We start from the raw sequence: 15,910 nt of genomic DNA, 5'->3' as shown, positions 1-15,910 counted from the left end.
AATTGCGCCCCCTCGCATTTGCAGGAATAACGTAATGACTAATCCTCCCCACTGGTGGCAAAACGGCGTTATCTACCAGATTTATCCAAAGAGTTTTCAGGACACCACGGGTAGCGGTACCGGCGATTTACGTGGCGTTATCCAACGCCTGGACTATCTGCATAAACTGGGCGTTGATGCCATCTGGCTAACCCCCTTTTATGTCTCTCCCCAGGTCGATAACGGTTACGACGTAGCGAACTATACGGCGATTGATCCCACCTACGGCACGCTGGACGATTTTGACGAACTGGTGACGCAGGCAAAATCGCGCGGGATTCGTATCATTCTCGATATGGTGTTTAACCATACCTCTACCCAACATGCCTGGTTTCGCGAGGCGCTGAACAAAGAAAGCCCTTACCGCCAGTTTTATATCTGGCGCGATGGAGAACCAGAAACGCCACCGAACAACTGGCGTTCAAAATTTGGCGGTAGTGCGTGGCGCTGGCATGCGGAAAGCGAACAGTACTATTTGCATCTCTTTGCACCAGAACAGGCGGATCTCAACTGGGAGAATCCAGCGGTACGCGCAGTGCTGAAAAAAGTCTGTGAGTTCTGGGCCGATCGTGGGGTCGACGGGTTGCGCCTGGATGTGGTGAATCTGATCTCCAAAGACCCGCGTTTCCCTGATGACCTGGATGGCGACGGGCGTCGCTTCTACACCGACGGGCCACGAGCACACGAGTTTTTGCACGAGATGAACCGCGATGTGTTTACGCCACGCGGGTTAATGACCGTAGGTGAAATGTCCTCCACCAGCCTTGAGCATTGCCAGCGATACGCGGCACTGACAGGCAGTGAATTGTCGATGACCTTTAATTTTCATCACCTGAAGGTCGATTATCCCGGTGGTGAAAAATGGACGCTGGCTAAACCTGACTTTGTGGCGTTGAAAACATTGTTCCGCCACTGGCAACAAGGAATGCACAACGTAGCATGGAATGCCTTGTTCTGGTGTAACCACGATCAGCCGCGCATTGTTTCTCGCTTTGGTGATGAAGGTGAATACCGCGTGCCTGCGGCAAAAATGCTGGCGATGGTGCTGCATGGCATGCAGGGAACGCCGTATATCTACCAGGGCGAAGAGATTGGCATGACCAACCCGCATTTCACGCGCATTACTGACTATCGCGACGTAGAGAGCCTCAATATGTTTGCCGAGCTGCGCAACGATGGTCGTGATGCCGACGAGTTATTGGCAATCCTCGCCAGTAAATCCCGTGACAACAGCCGCACGCCCATGCAATGGAGCAACGGCGATAATGCCGGATTTACGGCTGGCGAACCGTGGATTGGCCTGGGTGATAACTATCAACAAATCAACGTAGAAGCCGCGCTGGCCGATGATTCCTCGGTGTTTTACACCTACCAAAAGTTAATCGCACTGCGTAAGCAGGAAGCCATCCTGACATGGGGCAATTACCAGGATCTGCTGCCAAACAGCCCTGTATTGTGGTGCTATCGCCGTGAATGGAAGGGGCAAACCTTGCTGGTCATTGCCAACCTTAGCCGTGAGATCCAACCCTGGCAGCCAGGGCAAATGCGCGGCAACTGGCAGCTTGTGATGCATAACTACGAAGAAGCCTCACCACAACCCTGTGCCATGAATTTACGGCCTTTTGAGGCTGTCTGGTGGTTACAGAAGTAAATCTTCCCTAAGCCCCGGTAATGCCGGTCATTCCGGGGTTTTGTCTGTCAGCATGTTGTTTTTGTTTATTTTTCAACCAGCAAATTCATTAAAAAATTTACATAACGCTGTAGCGCCCGTCATCCGTACGCTCTGCTTTTTACTTTGAGCTACATCAAAAAAAGTTCAAACATCCTTGATGCAAAGCACTATATATAGACTTTAAAATGCGTCCCAACCCAATATGTTGTATTAATCGACTATAATTGCTACTACAGCTCCCCACGAAAAAGGTGCGGCGTTGTGGAAAAGCGGATGGCGATTGCGGAAAGCACCGGAAAACGAAACGAAAAAACCGGAAAACGCCTTTCCCAATTTCTGTGGATAACCTGTTCTTAAAAATATGGAGCGATCATGACACCGCATGTGATGAAACGAGACGGCTGCAAAGTGCCGTTTAAATCAGAGCGCATCAAAGAAGCGATTCTGCGTGCAGCTAAAGCAGCGGAAGTCGATGATGCCGATTATTGCGCCACTGTTGCTGCAGTTGTCAGCGAGCAGATGCAGGGCCGCAACCAGGTGGATATCAATGAGATCCAGACCGCTGTTGAAAACCAGCTGATGTCAGGTCCATACAAACAACTGGCTCGTGCTTACATCGAGTACCGTCACGATCGCGACATTGAACGTGAAAAACGCGGTCGCCTGAATCAGGAGATCCGTGGTCTGGTCGAGCAGACCAACGCCTCGTTACTCAACGAAAACGCCAACAAAGACAGCAAGGTGATTCCAACCCAGCGCGACCTGCTGGCCGGGATCGTGGCTAAACACTATGCACGTCAGCACCTGCTGCCGCGTGACGTGGTGCAGGCACATGAGCGTGGCGATATTCACTATCACGATCTCGATTACTCGCCGTTCTTCCCGATGTTCAACTGCATGTTGATCGACCTGAAAGGCATGCTGACCCAGGGCTTTAAGATGGGGAACGCCGAGATTGAACCGCCGAAGTCGATCTCTACGGCAACCGCTGTAACTGCGCAGATTATTGCTCAGGTCGCCAGCCATATTTATGGCGGCACAACCATTAACCGTATCGATGAAGTGCTGGCACCGTTTGTCACCGCCAGCTACAACAAACATCGCAAGACCGCAGAAGAGTGGAACATCCCGGACGCCGAAGGCTACGCTAACTCTCGTACCATTAAAGAGTGCTACGATGCCTTCCAGTCGCTGGAGTACGAAGTAAACACCCTGCACACCGCCAACGGTCAGACGCCGTTTGTAACCTTTGGTTTTGGTCTGGGCACCAGCTGGGAGTCGCGCCTGATTCAGGAATCTATCCTGCGTAACCGTATCGCAGGCCTCGGTAAAAACCGTAAAACTGCGGTGTTCCCGAAACTGGTGTTTGCGATTCGCGATGGCCTGAACCATAAAAAAGGCGATCCGAACTACGACATCAAACAGCTGGCGCTGGAGTGCGCAAGCAAGCGCATGTATCCGGATATCCTGAACTACGATCAGGTAGTGAAAGTCACCGGTTCGTTTAAAACTCCGATGGGCTGCCGCAGCTTCCTCGGCGTGTGGGAAAATGAAAACGGCGAGCAGATCCACGATGGTCGTAACAACCTCGGCGTGATCAGCCTGAACCTGCCGCGTATTGCTCTGGAAGCAAAAGGCGATGAAGCCACCTTCTGGAAGCTGCTGGATGAACGTCTGGTGCTGGCACGTAAGGCGCTGATGACCCGTATCGCTCGTCTCGAAGGCGTGAAAGCGCGCGTGGCCCCGATCCTCTATATGGAAGGTGCTTGTGGCGTGCGTCTCAATGCTGACGATGATGTTTCTGAAATCTTCAAAAACGGTCGTGCGTCTATTTCGCTGGGTTACATCGGCATCCACGAAACCATTAACGCGCTGTTCGGCGGCGAGCATGTTTACGACAACGAGCAGCTTCGCGCGAAAGGTATCGCCATTGTTGAACGTCTGCGTCAGGCAGTGGATCAGTGGAAGGAAGAAACGGGTTATGGTTTCAGTCTCTACAGCACGCCGAGTGAAAACCTGTGCGACCGCTTCTGCCGTCTCGATACTGCTGAGTTTGGCGTGGTGCCGGGCGTGACCGATAAAGGTTACTACACCAACAGTTTCCACCTCGATGTGGAGAAGAAGGTGAACCCGTACGACAAGATCGACTTTGAAGCGCCTTACCCGCCGCTGGCGAACGGTGGTTTCATTTGCTACGGCGAGTATTCAAACATTCAGCACAACCTGAAGGCGCTGGAAGATGTCTGGGATTACAGCTATCAGCATGTACCGTATTACGGCACCAATACACCGATTGATGAGTGCTACGAGTGTGGCTTTACCGGTGAGTTCGAGTGCACCAGCAAAGGCTTCACCTGCCCGAAATGTGGTAACCATGACGCCTCCCGTGTGTCGGTAACTCGCCGCGTGTGCGGATATTTAGGTAGCCCGGATGCACGTCCGTTTAACGCCGGCAAGCAGGAAGAAGTTAAGCGCCGCGTTAAACATTTGGGAAATGGGCAGATAGGTTGATCTGCACTAAGCAAATGCCGGATGTGATGTGAAAGCGTCGCATCCGCGTTGATTGCCGGATGCGGCGTAAACGCCTTATCCGGCCTACATTTGGCAACGGCTGTAGGCCTGATAAGACGCGACAGCGTCGCATCAGGCATTGATTACCGGATGCAGTCTACACGCGGACTGATAAGCCAGGCGAAATAATGAATTATCATCAGTACTATCCTGTCGACATCGTCAACGGCCCCGGCACTCGTTGCACTCTGTTTGTCTCCGGGTGTGTTCATGAATGCCCCGGTTGCTATAACAAAAGCACATGGCGGGTAAATTCCGGTCAGCCATTTACTAAAGCAATGGAAGACCAGATCATTAACGATCTGAATGACACTCGTATCAAACGCCAGGGTATTTCCCTCTCCGGCGGCGATCCGCTGCATCCGCAAAACGTGCCGGATATTCTGAAACTGGTACAACGCATCCGCGCCGAGTGTCCGGGTAAAGACATCTGGGTGTGGACAGGCTATAAACTCGACGAACTCAACGCAGCGCAAATGCAGGTTGTTGATTTGATTAACGTGCTGGTCGACGGCAAATTTGTGCAGGATTTAAAAGACCCTTCCCTGATCTGGCGCGGCAGCAGCAATCAGGTGGTGCATCATTTGCGATGATAAGTTCCCTGTTACCTGAGTGCAGGCAACAGGGAAATGAGGAATTAACGATACTTCTGGTGATAGGCGTTGCGGGTCGTTTTCAGTTGCTCTGCGGCAGCCTGCGCTTCTTTTACTTTACCTTCATTTGCCAGCTTCAGCGCGTCGTCAATCTGACCGACCAGAATATCGAAACCGTGACGGAAGTCTTTCATCTCCGGGCTGTCCGGTGATTTGCCTTCGAGCTTCGGCGGCGTTGCTTTTTGCGCATCCAGCGCTGCGGCGCGCATCTTCGTTAACGCGTCTTTGACTTGCGCCGCGTTATCGGCTTTTTCGACCACTTTTAAATTGTCGTTGAGGGTTTCCATATTGTCTTCAAGATCAGCGGCAAACGACGCCGAACTGAATACCAACGAGGAGACTGCAAGAATAGCTAACAGGCTTTTTCGCATTGCTCACTTCCTTTTTTATTTACACTTCATCATTCACACTGCCTCATCGACGACTACGCTCATTCGACCGGGTCACGTACTGCGAGTACGCTCCCCGGCCCTCATTCACTTTCCGTCTCGATGCAGTGCGAATGATTTTGTGTAATTTTTTAGTTTATAGCGCGACAGGTCGCGCCAGTTTTTTTTACTGTCCGGCGATTTTCATCTCCGGCAACAGCACAGAACCACACTGTATATTACTGCGTGTTTCAATATCGTTACCGACGGTGACAATATTGCGCCACATATCTTTTAAATTACCTGCGATGGTGATTTCGCTAACCGGATACTGAATTTCGCCGTTTTCTACCCAGAAGCCCGCCGCACCACGGGAATAATCACCGGTAATTGCACTCACGCCCTGGCCCATCAATTCCGTCACCACCAGCCCGGTGCCCATCTCTTTGAGCATCTGCTCGAAGCTTAGACCTTGTCCGGCAATCCGCCAGTTGTGAATACCGCCCGCATGTCCGGTGCTTTTCAGCCCCAGTTTTCGCGCCGAATAGCTGGTCAGCAGCCACTGAGTCAGGATGCCATCTTTAATAATATCGCGACGCTCGGTGCGCACACCTTCGCTGTCGAATGGCGTCGACGCAGCCCTTTCAGCAGATGCGGATGCTCTTCAATGGTCAGCCAGTCCGGCAGAATTTGTTTACCCAGCGAATCCAGCAGGAAGGTAGATTTACGGTAAACCGATCCACCCGCTATCGCCCCCACCAGATGGCCAAAAAGCCCGGTTGCCACTTCATTGGCAAAAATGACCGGCGCTTTCATGGTGGAGAGTTTACGCGGTGACAGGCGCGATAAAGTACGGCGAGCACAGTCGACCCCAACCCACTCTGGCGTTTGCAGATCGCTCATCGCACGACCAATGGTGTAGGCGTAATCACGCTCCATATCGCCATTTTCTTCGGCAATTACACAGCTGGAGAGCGAATGACGCGTTGAGCAGTAACCCTGCAACATGCCGTGGCTGTTGCCAAAAACTTTGACACCGTAGTGGCTGTTAAAGCTGCCACCTTCGGTATTGGTGATGCGTTTGTCCGCCTGCAATGCCGCCTGTTCTGCGCGGGCCGCCAGTTCAATGGCTTCATCCGGGGAAACTTCCGCAGGGTGGAACAAGTCGAGATCTGGTGCGTCAAAGGCCAGCAGCTCTTTGTCTGCCACGCCGGCACAGGGATCTGGCGAGGTATAACGGGCAATATCCAGCGCCGCCTGTACAGTACGGGCAATGGCCTGCGGGCTTAAATCGGTGGATGATGCGCTACCTTTGCGGTTCTGGTGATAAACAGTGATCCCCAGCGCGCCATCGCTATTGAATTCAACATTCTCCACTTCACCATAACGCGTGCTTACGCTAATGCCGGTGGTCTTGCTGACGGCAACTTCCGCACCGTCCGATTTGCCTGAGGCCAACTCCAGCGCAGTGGAAACTGCTTCTTCCAGAATCTTGCGCTGCGCTTCAACTTGAGAGATTACTTTCATTGCAAGTGCCATAATGTAGAGAGTTTCTCTGAAGTCTAACAGAGAACCGTTTTTCAGTGCGCATCTTAACTGGTAACATTAGCCTCTTTTTTTAAGGAGCCTGAGATGACTAAGCAGCCCGAAGACTGGCTCGACGACGTTCCCGGTGATGACATCGAAGACGAAGACGATGAAATTATCTGGGTCAGTAAAAGTGAAATTAAACGTGATGCCGAGGAGCTAAAACGCCTTGGCGCGGAAATTGTTGATCTGGGGAAAAACGCGCTGGATAAGATCCCGTTAGATGCGGATCTGCGCGCGGCTATTGAGCTCGCCCAGCGTATTAAGATGGAAGGTCGCCGCCGCCAGTTGCAGCTCATCGGTAAGATGCTGCGCCAGCGCGATGTAGAACCGATCCGTCAGGCGCTGGATAAGCTGAAAAACCGTCACAACCAGCAGGTGGTGCTGTTCCATAAACTGGAAAACCTGCGCGATCGTCTGATCGATCAAGGTGATGACGCCATCGCTGAGGTATTAAATCTGTGGCCCGATGCCGATCGTCAGCAACTGCGTACTCTGATCCGCAACGCGAAGAAAGAGAAAGAAGGGAATAAGCCGCCGAAATCCGCACGCCAGATTTTCCAGTATCTGCGCGAACTGGCGGAGAATGAAGAGTAATTTTCGTTGTTGATGTGAGTATGGTTTGCCGGATGCGGCGTAAACGCCTTATCCGGCAATGCTATCTCAGGCTGAGGCCGAATTACTGCGCAGCTTCCGCCTTCTTCGCCAGACCATCCAGCAGTTTCTGATGGATCCCACCAAAACCGCCGTTGCTCATCACCAGAATATGGTCGCCAGGCTGAGCGGTTTTCACCACCATATCTGCCAGCGTATCCACATCGCCACTCCAGTGTGCAGGCTGAACGCAGGCTTCTGCCACTTCTGCCACCTGCCACGGAATATGCGCCGGTTGCAGCAGGAAGACTTCATCGGCACGACCTAATGAAGGTGCCAAATCGTCTTTGCAGATCCCCATTTTCATGGTATTCGAGCGCGGTTCCAGCACAGCAATAATGCGCGCTGTACCACCAACTTTGCCACGCAGCGCCGCCAGCGTTGCCAGAATCGCCGTCGGGTGATGGGCAAAATCGTCATATACCGTGACGCCATTCGCTTCACCACGCAACTCCAGACGGCGACGAGCATTAATAAACGAACCCAGCGCGTTAGCGGTATCTGCCGGCGCTACGCCAACATGGCGGGCCGCCGCAATCGCCATCAGGCCATTATGCATATTATGTTCGCCTACCAGCGACCATTTCACTTCGCCCACTTTTTCGCCATCCAGCAAGACTTCCCATTCGGAAGCATCAGTGGTCAGCTTTTTCGCCTGCCAGTGCCCCTGCTCACCCACCAGCTCCTGCTCGCTCCAGCAGCCCATCGCCATGGTCTGTTTCAGGTTGATGTCATTTTCCGGCCAGATAATACGGCCCTGCCCCGGAACGATACGCACCAGATGGTGGAACTGTTTCTGGATCGCTTTCAGGTCGTCAAAGATATCGGCGTGATCGAACTCAAGGTTGTTGAGGATCAGCGTACGCGGGCAGTAATGGACAAATTTAGAGCGTTTGTCGAAGAAGGCGCAGTCGTACTCATCCGCTTCGATAACAAAGAAGTCGCTTTCGCCCAGACGCGCCGAAACCTCAAAGTTCCCCGGCACACCGCCGATCACAAATCCCGGTTTGTAACCACACTGTTCCAGAATCCAGGTCGCCATTCCCGCGGTGGTGGTTTTGCCGTGTGTACCGGCAACGGCCAGCACCCAGCGGTCGCGCAGCACAAAATCGTGCAGCCACTGTGGACCTGACATATAAGGGATGTTTTTTTCCAGTACCGCTTCCACACACGGATTTCCACGGGTCATGGCGTTGCCAATAATCACCAGATCCGGCTGCGGATCGAGCTGGCTGGCATCGTAACCCTGAATCAGTTCAATGCCTTGCTTCTCAAGTAAGGTGCTCATCGGCGGATACACATTGGCGTCCGAACCCGTTACTTCATGGCCTAACTGGCGCGCCAGCATCGCCAGACCGCCCATAAACGTGCCACAAATTCCTAAAATATGAATGCGCATACGTCACTATCCTTTTTTAATCTGCCGCTCATTTTACGCATATGTCGGGCAAGTGAGAAACGCATTTCAGGATAATCCGTAATTTGCTGGCGCGATTCACCTGAGCGCAACATTGAGATTATTTGTTAAGATTGTTGCGGTCGCTTTACTCCATAAACATTGCAGGGAAAGTTTTATGAAAACGTTAGGTGAATTTATTGTCGAAAAGCAGCACGAGTTTTCTCATGCTACCGGTGAGCTCACTGCTTTGCTGTCGGCAATAAAACTGGGCGCCAAGATTATCCATCGCGATATCAACAAAGCAGGACTGGTTGATATCCTGGGTGCCAGCGGTGCTGAGAACGTGCAGGGCGAGGTTCAGCAAAAACTCGACTTGTTCGCTAATGAAAAACTGAAAGCCGCACTGAAAGCACGCGATATCGTTGCAGGCATTGCCTCTGAAGAAGAAGATGAGATTGTTGTCTTTGAAGGCTGTGAACATGCAAAATACGTGGTGCTGATGGACCCACTGGATGGCTCGTCCAACATCGATGTTAACGTCTCTGTCGGTACCATTTTCTCCATCTACCGCCGAGTTACGCCCGTCGGCACGCCGGTAACGGAAGAAGATTTCCTCCAGCCTGGTAACAAACAGGTTGCGGCAGGTTACGTGGTATACGGCTCCTCTACCATGCTGGTTTACACCACCGGATGCGGTGTTCACGCCTTTACTTACGATCCTTCGCTGGGCGTTTTCTGCCTGTGCCAGGAACGGATGCGCTTCCCGGAGAAAGGCAAAACCTACTCCATCAACGAAGGAAACTACATTAAGTTTCCGAACGGGGTGAAGAAGTACATTAAATTCTGCCAGGAAGAAGATAAATCCACCAACCGCCCGTATACCTCACGTTATATCGGTTCACTGGTTGCGGATTTCCACCGTAACCTGCTGAAAGGCGGTATTTATCTCTACCCAAGCACCGCCAGCCACCCGGACGGCAAACTGCGTTTGCTTTATGAGTGCAACCCGATGGCATTCCTGGCGGAACAAGCGGGCGGTAAAGCGAGCGATGGCAAAGAGCGTATTCTGGATATCATCCCGGAAACTCTGCACCAGCGCCGTTCGTTCTTTGTCGGCAACGACCATATGGTTGAAGATGTCGAACGCTTTATCCGTGAGTTCCCGGACGCGTAATCTCCTGCGCTCTCCACACGGAGAGGCATTTTTATCGCTGCGCAATGTTGACTCTTGTCACTGGCGAACTCTGACGATTCTCCCACAGCACCGTTAACCCACGCTGTAATGCTATAAAAATAAACAACAAAATACCGATGGCGATTTTCGTCCACCAGGAACTCAGCGTGCCGTCAAAGTTGATGTAAGTCTGGATCAGTCCCTGAATTGCCACGCCAAAAAGCGTCCCAAGCACCGTCCCGACGCCACCACTTAACAACGTACCGCCAATCACCACCGACGCGATGGCGTCCAGTTCCACACCTACGCCCGCCAGTGCATATCCGGCCTGGGTATAAATCGAGAAGACAATCCCCGCCAGTGTTGCCAGTCCGGTGGAGAGCATATAAATGCGAATAGTAGTGCTGCGAGTAGAAATCCCCATCAGGTTCGCCGACGTCGCGTTGCCGCCAATAGCGTACACCTGATTGCCAAAACGGGTACGATGCGCAAGGAAAATACCGATAACCACCACCGCCAGCATCAACAGCCCCATCGCACTAAGGCGACCGCCGCCGGGGATTTTCCACGCAAGGCTTGAGAGCGTGTCATAAATGGGATGGTTTATCGGAATCGACTCTTCCGAAACGAGATAGCTGACGCCGCGCAAAAAGAACATCCCCGCAAGCGTAATGATAAATGCCGGGATCTTCAGGGCGTCGATCAGAAGCCCCATAAATGCGCCGAAGGCACAGCCCATCACCAGCACTAGCGGAAACGCCAGCAGCGGCGAGAGGCCGAAATCGCCAACCACTTTTGCCAGAAACACGCCAGTAAAGGCGATCACCGAACCGACGGAGAGATCGATACCGCCAGAGAGGATCACAAAGGTCATACCAACGGCAATAATCCCCAGAAAAGCGTTATCGGTCAGGATATTGCAGATCACTCTTGTGGAAGCAAAACCGGGAAACTGCGTCAGGCAGTAGAAATAGCCCAGCACAAAGACGCCGATGGTGATCATCAGTGGCAAATTACGTTTTATCACGGCTACGTACTCCTTTAATCAGACTGATAAAGCGTTGCGACTGGACAATCAGCACGCAAAGCACCACCACCGCTTTCACCACCTGGTTCATCTCCGGTGGAAAGCCCGAAAGCAAAATTCCGGTGTTCATCCCCTGAATAATCAGCGCCCCCACTACCGAGAGCAGCAGGTTAAAGCGCCCGCCCATCAGCGATCCGCCGCCAATCACCACCGCGAGAATGGCGTCCAGCTCCAGCCATAATCCGGCGTTGTTGGCATCGGCACCGCGAATATCCGCCGCCACGATAATGCCCGCAATCGCCGCACACAGCCCGCTCAACACATAAGTGAGCATGACGATGATCCGCGTGTTTACCCCGGCATTTTTTGCCGCCCGAATGTTGATACCAACGGCTTCGATAAACATCCCCAGTGCCGTTTTGCGGGTCAACAGCCAGAACAGGAGAAGCGTCAGTACCGCAATAATGACTGGCGTTGGCAGGAACAACAGCGATCCACTGCCAAACCATGAGAGATCCGGCGAGTTAAACGTGACGATCTGTCCGGAGGTGATCAGTTGCGCCACGCCGCGCCCGGCGACCATCAGGATCAGGGTGGCGACAAATGGCTGAATTTTGAGGATCGCTACCAGTATGCCGTTCCACAATCCCGCCAGGATGCCGGTGCCTAGGGCGCTTAACAAAACAATCGGCAGGCTGACTTCCGCGACCGTCATCGCAGCCGTTGTGGCTCCGGCGATAGCCATCACCGCCCCTACGGAGAGATCAATCCCACCGGTGGCGATCACCAGCGTCATACCAATCGCCAGTAACGCAACGGGGGCTGCACGGTTAAGAATGTCTATGGGGCTACCGAACAAACGCCCATCCTGAAGCACTACCTGCCAGAAATGCGGGGCTACCAGGCTGTCGACCAGCAGCACCAGCAATAGTGCTACCAGCTGCGGCATCCCCGTCGGCCAGCGAAAGCGCCTTTTTGGCGTAGTGGTGTCCGGAAGAGATTGAGGCATCACACTGTTCTCCTTACGCCGCAATGGCGTTCATGATAGCCGGAACGGAAAGCTCTGCCAGCCGGATCTCCGCCACCTGTTTGCGATCGCGCATGATGATCACCCGGTCGGCATAGCCCACCAGTTCTTCCAGTTCGGAGGAGATCACCAGCAGCGCCAGACCATCGGCGCATAGCGTTTCAATCAGGCGGATGATCTCGGCGTGGGCACCAACATCAATGCCACGGGTTGGCTCATCGAGGATCAGAAATTGCGGTCGGGTCAGTAGCCAACGTGAAAGCAACACTTTTTGCTGATTGCCGCCGGAGAGAAATTCAATCGGTTGTTCAGTTGAAGGTGTGCGAATGCCAAGCTGGCGGATAAAGCGTTCGGCAATCTCTTGCTGCTCTTTGCGGGAAATAGGTCGTAGCCAGCCGCGCTGGGCCTGGAGAGCGAGGATGATATTTTCCCGCACCGAGGCGGCAGCGATGATGCCATCGGTTTTCCTGTCTTCCGGGCAGAAGCCGATGCCCAGTACCGAAGCCTGATGTGGCGATCGCAGGTTTTGCGGTTTGCCTTTGATCAACGCCGTGCCGCTGTCAGCAGGTTTGATACCGAAGATCACTTCGGCGGTTTCGGTACGTCCGGATCCCAGCAAGCCTGCCAGGCCGACGATCTCGCCGGGGCGCACTTCGAGATCAAACGGTGCTATCGTTCCTTTTTTGCCGTAATTTTTGAACGCGGCAACGGGTTTGTCGCTCAACAATGTTCGCCCGGCACGCTGTAGCGCGTGGGTATCCAGCTCGCGCCCCAGCATCATTTTTACCAGTTCGATCTGCGGTAGCTCGCGCGTTTCCCGACAGCCTACGAAACTGCCGTTGCGTAAAACGGTGATCCGATCGCTGACCTGATAGCTCTGATCGAGAAAGTGAGTGACAAAGATCAGGCTGACGCCGCGATCGCGCAACTGACGCATCAGGCCAAATAATAGCTCCACTTCCTAGGTGTCGAGGCTGGCGGTGGGTTCATCGAGGATCAGCACTTTGGCGGAGAGATCGATAGCCCGGCAAATGGCGACGATTTGCTGCATCGCGACTGAAAAGCGGTTGAGCGGTTCGCGCACGTCGAGGGAGAAACCGTAAGATGCCATCAGTTCGGTGGCGCGCTTTTCCATCTCTTTGCGGCGTAGAAGGCCGAAGCGTTTGGGTTCGCGGCCTATAAATAGATTATCAGCGACCGACATATTGGGTAGCAGGTTGACTTCCTGATAGACGGTGCCAATGCCGAGTTGTTGCGCGTGGGCGGTATTTTTCGGTGAGATAACCTGGCCTTCCAGCCAGATGGTGCCGCGATCGGCGTGGTATACACCAGTTAATGCTTTGATTAGCGTTGATTTTCCCGCCCCGTTTTCACCGAGCAGCGCCATGATTTCGCCACGGCGCAGGCTGAAATCAACGTTGTCTAACGCTTTGACGCCGGGGAAAAATTTACTTAATCCTTCGGTGCGGAGGATTTCCTGGTGTTGGTCGGTCGTCATGGTTTCCCCCGGTGTAAAGCGTGCTCCCAGTAGGCATGATAAGACGCGGTAAGCGTCGCATCAGGCTTCAGTGCACCATCGCCGGATGCGGCGCGAGCGCCTTATCCGGCCTACGAATCGGCATCAGGCATAGCAACCCTCAATACCCCATATTTTTCTTCTTCTCTAACTCTTCTTTTGCGGTATCAGGCAGGTAAAGGGTGGATTTGGTTAACGTCAGCTTTTCAGGCATGGTGCCGTCTTTTTTGTATTTCTCCAGCGCGTCAAAAGCGGGTCCCGCCATATTCGGCGTCAGTTCAACACTGGCGTTCGCTTCGCCATCAATCATCGCTTTGTAGATATCCGGTACGCCATCGATAGAACCTGTCAGAATATCTTTGCCCGGTTTCAGGCCCGCTTCTTTAATTGCCTGAATTGCACCAATCACCATGTCGTCGTTATGGGCGTAAACCATGCAGATGTTTTTGCCGTTGTTTTCCGCTTTGATAAAGCTCTCCATGACTTCTTTGCCTTTACTGCGGGTGAAGTCACCTGACTGCGAGCGGATAATTTTGATATTTGGCGCATTCTTAATGGCTTCGGCAAAGCCTTTCTTACGGTCAATGGCGACGCTGGCCCCAACGGTGCCCTGCAGCTCCACCACGTTGCATGGTTTGCCATTCACTTCTTTTACCAGCCAGTCACCGATCAACTTACCTTCGAGGATGTTGTCGGCAGTAACGGTGGTCATATAGAGAGATTTGTCTTTCACATCGATGGAACGGTCGAGCAAGAAGACCGGGATTTCGGCATCTTTCGCCTCTTTTAATACCGGTTCCCAACCCGTCGCAACCACTGGAGCGATAAAGATCGCATCCACCCCTTGTGCAACGAAGGAACGTACCGCTTTAATCCGGTTTTCCTGCTTTTGCTGACCATCGGCAATTTTCAACGTAATTCCGCGTTTTTCGGCCTCACTTTTCGCCACATTGGTTTCTGCGGCGCGCCAGCCGGATTCCGATCCGACCTGCGAAATCCTACGGTTAATGGAGCGGCCAACGCCATAGACGACATGGCTGCCGAGACTGCAGAGACTACAAGTAAGCGTTTCCACATAGGGTTGTCCTCGTCGGGGTAATTATTATTGGTGAAAAGATGTTCGCGAAAAAACTATAGACAATTCGTTATGTAACGGATTGCGTTACATCACACTTCAAAAAAGTAAATAAAACGTTAATCACAAGTTTGTAATCGCTTTCATCTCACTATGAAAAATGCGGCTACGGTTATGGATTTTCCTGCTCTGTATACCGTCTTAAAACTGGCGAAAAAGGAAAATGAAGACGAAAACAAGCAAAGACATTCGGCGCGAGTTGGCTATAATACTCGGCACTTGTTTGCCACATATTTTTAAAGGAAACAGACATGAGCTTACTCAACGTCCCTGCGGGTAAAGATCTGCCGGAAGACATCTACGTTGTTATTGAGATCCCGGCTAACGCAGATCCGATCAAATACGAAATCGACAAAGAGAGCGGCGCACTGTTCGTTGACCGCTTCATGTCCACCGCGATGTTCTATCCGTGCAACTACGGTTACATCAACCACACCCTGTCTCTGGACGGTGACCCGGTTGACGTACTGGTCCCGACTCCGTACCCGCTGCAGCCTGGTTCTGTGATCCGTTGCCGTCCGGTTGGCGTTCTGAAAATGACCGACGAAGCCGGTGAAGATGCGAAACTGGTTGCGGTTCCGCACAGCAAGCTGAGCAAAGAATACGATCACATTAAAGACGTAAACGATCTGCCTGAACTGCTGAAAGCGCAAATCGCTCACTTCTTCGAGCACTACAAAGACCTCGAAAAAGGCAAGTGGGTGAAAGTTGAAGGTTGGGAAAACGCAGAAGCCGCTAAAGCTGAAATCGTTGCTTCCTTCGAGCGCGCAAAGAATAAATAAGTTCTTCTAGCGCAATAACCCTGAACGCCGGGCTTCGGTTAGTAAGGGTTTTTTTATGCCCGCGATAAATAAACTCTCTATTCCACCATCATTATTCTCAGCGGTTGCAAGGCTTGAACGGTAAGAACAAGCAAACCCGACCACCATTTTGCTGTTCATAGCCACTTGCTGGAAGTTAGACTGGCCCCCTGAATCTCCAGACAACCAGTATCACTTAAATAAGTGATAGTCTTAATACTAGTTTTTAGACTAGTCATTGGAGTACAGATGATTGATGTCTTAGGGCCGGAGAAACGCAGACGGCGT

The 15,910-nt window shown here is 52.5% G+C and carries 10 protein-coding genes and 3 pseudogenes; 6 read left to right on the top strand and 7 right to left on the bottom strand.

What is annotated here, in order from left to right:
• Positions 1-34: 34 nt before the first annotated feature.
• From treC to nrdG, 3 genes are all read left to right on the top strand, one after another.
• The gene (gene treC / locus BHE85_RS17485; RefSeq protein ID WP_004988397.1) at positions 35-1,690 is read left to right on the top strand and encodes an alpha,alpha-phosphotrehalase; all 1,656 of its coding nucleotides are present in this window, start codon (positions 35-37) and stop codon (positions 1,688-1,690) included.
• Positions 1,691-2,083: 393 nt separating this feature from the next.
• Complete coding sequence (nrdD, locus tag BHE85_RS17480) at positions 2,084-4,222, top strand: anaerobic ribonucleoside-triphosphate reductase (protein ID WP_000187780.1); 2,139 nt, start codon at positions 2,084-2,086, stop codon at positions 4,220-4,222.
• 188 nt (positions 4,223-4,410) lie between these two features.
• Positions 4,411-4,875: an anaerobic ribonucleoside-triphosphate reductase-activating protein gene (gene nrdG / locus BHE85_RS17475; RefSeq protein ID WP_001106233.1), complete on the top strand. Its 465-nt coding sequence runs from the start codon at positions 4,411-4,413 to the stop codon at positions 4,873-4,875.
• A 44-nt stretch (positions 4,876-4,919) separates the two neighbouring features.
• Here the strand turns inward: nrdG and cybC are convergent, their stop codons facing one another.
• Positions 4,920-5,306: a cytochrome b562 gene (cybC, locus tag BHE85_RS17470; protein WP_001232246.1), complete on the bottom strand. Its 387-nt coding sequence runs from the start codon at positions 5,304-5,306 to the stop codon at positions 4,920-4,922.
• A gap of 184 nt (positions 5,307-5,490) precedes the next feature.
• Positions 5,491-6,842: pseudogene (pmbA, locus tag BHE85_RS17465) on the bottom strand (metalloprotease PmbA).
• A gap of 93 nt (positions 6,843-6,935) precedes the next feature.
• On the opposite strand from pmbA, the gene yjgA reads away from it, so the two are divergent.
• Entirely contained in the window at positions 6,936-7,487 is a 552-nt protein-coding gene (yjgA, locus tag BHE85_RS17460) for a ribosome biogenesis factor YjgA (protein WP_000166269.1), read from the top strand.
• An 82-nt stretch (positions 7,488-7,569) separates the two neighbouring features.
• On the opposite strand, the gene mpl is transcribed toward yjgA, so the two are convergent.
• Entirely contained in the window at positions 7,570-8,943 is a 1,374-nt protein-coding gene (gene mpl / locus BHE85_RS17455) for a UDP-N-acetylmuramate:L-alanyl-gamma-D-glutamyl-meso-diaminopimelate ligase (RefSeq protein ID WP_001219799.1), read from the bottom strand.
• Between the two features lie 175 nt (positions 8,944-9,118).
• On the opposite strand from mpl, the gene fbp reads away from it, so the two are divergent.
• Positions 9,119-10,117: a class 1 fructose-bisphosphatase gene (gene fbp, locus BHE85_RS17450; RefSeq protein WP_000853753.1), complete on the top strand. Its 999-nt coding sequence runs from the start codon at positions 9,119-9,121 to the stop codon at positions 10,115-10,117.
• 31 nt (positions 10,118-10,148) lie between these two features.
• Here the strand turns inward: fbp and yjfF are convergent, their stop codons facing one another.
• The 4 genes and pseudogenes from yjfF to ytfQ form a co-directional block, all read right to left on the bottom strand.
• On the bottom strand, positions 10,149-11,144 hold the full coding sequence (gene yjfF, locus BHE85_RS17445; protein ID WP_000595986.1) for a galactofuranose ABC transporter, permease protein YjfF: 996 nt from the start codon (positions 11,142-11,144) through the stop codon (positions 10,149-10,151).
• On the bottom strand, positions 11,131-12,153 hold the full coding sequence (gene ytfT / locus BHE85_RS17440) for a galactofuranose ABC transporter, ATP-binding protein YtfT (RefSeq protein ID WP_005010012.1): 1,023 nt from the start codon (positions 12,151-12,153) through the stop codon (positions 11,131-11,133). The genes yjfF and ytfT overlap by 14 nt, the downstream gene beginning before the upstream one ends.
• A gap of 13 nt (positions 12,154-12,166) precedes the next feature.
• Positions 12,167-13,669 (bottom strand): annotated as a pseudogene (gene ytfR, locus BHE85_RS26825) (galactofuranose ABC transporter, ATP-binding protein YtfR).
• Positions 13,670-13,808: 139 nt separating this feature from the next.
• Positions 13,809-14,764 (bottom strand): annotated as a pseudogene (gene ytfQ / locus BHE85_RS17425) (galactofuranose ABC transporter substrate-binding protein YtfQ).
• A gap of 309 nt (positions 14,765-15,073) precedes the next feature.
• On the opposite strand from ytfQ, the gene ppa reads away from it, so the two are divergent.
• On the top strand, positions 15,074-15,604 hold the full coding sequence (ppa, locus tag BHE85_RS17420) for an inorganic diphosphatase (RefSeq protein WP_000055075.1): 531 nt from the start codon (positions 15,074-15,076) through the stop codon (positions 15,602-15,604).
• The last annotated feature ends 306 nt before the right edge of the window (positions 15,605-15,910 follow it).

It is taken from the genome of Shigella sp. FC1567, from assembly GCF_001743015.1.
GTDB classification, from domain to species: Bacteria; Pseudomonadota; Gammaproteobacteria; order Enterobacterales; family Enterobacteriaceae; genus Escherichia; species Escherichia coli.
This window is presented reverse-complemented; position numbering and strand designations above follow the sequence as displayed.

What these genes read in the sequence shown, in the direction of transcription:
- treC (WP_004988397.1), top strand. Translation starts at nt 35, where the DNA reads ATGACTAATCCTCCCCACTGGTGGCAAAACGGCGTTATCTACCAGATT.
- nrdD (WP_000187780.1), top strand. Translation starts at nt 2,084, where the DNA reads ATGACACCGCATGTGATGAAACGAGACGGCTGCAAAGTGCCGTTTAAA.
- nrdG (WP_001106233.1), top strand. Translation starts at nt 4,411, where the DNA reads ATGAATTATCATCAGTACTATCCTGTCGACATCGTCAACGGCCCCGGC.
- cybC (WP_001232246.1), bottom strand. Translation starts at nt 5,306, where the DNA reads ATGCGAAAAAGCCTGTTAGCTATTCTTGCAGTCTCCTCGTTGGTATTC.
- yjgA (WP_000166269.1), top strand. Translation starts at nt 6,936, where the DNA reads ATGACTAAGCAGCCCGAAGACTGGCTCGACGACGTTCCCGGTGATGAC.
- mpl (WP_001219799.1), bottom strand. Translation starts at nt 8,943, where the DNA reads ATGCGCATTCATATTTTAGGAATTTGTGGCACGTTTATGGGCGGTCTG.
- fbp (WP_000853753.1), top strand. Translation starts at nt 9,119, where the DNA reads ATGAAAACGTTAGGTGAATTTATTGTCGAAAAGCAGCACGAGTTTTCT.
- ytfT (WP_005010012.1), bottom strand. Translation starts at nt 12,153, where the DNA reads ATGCCTCAATCTCTTCCGGACACCACTACGCCAAAAAGGCGCTTTCGC.
- ppa (WP_000055075.1), top strand. Translation starts at nt 15,074, where the DNA reads ATGAGCTTACTCAACGTCCCTGCGGGTAAAGATCTGCCGGAAGACATC.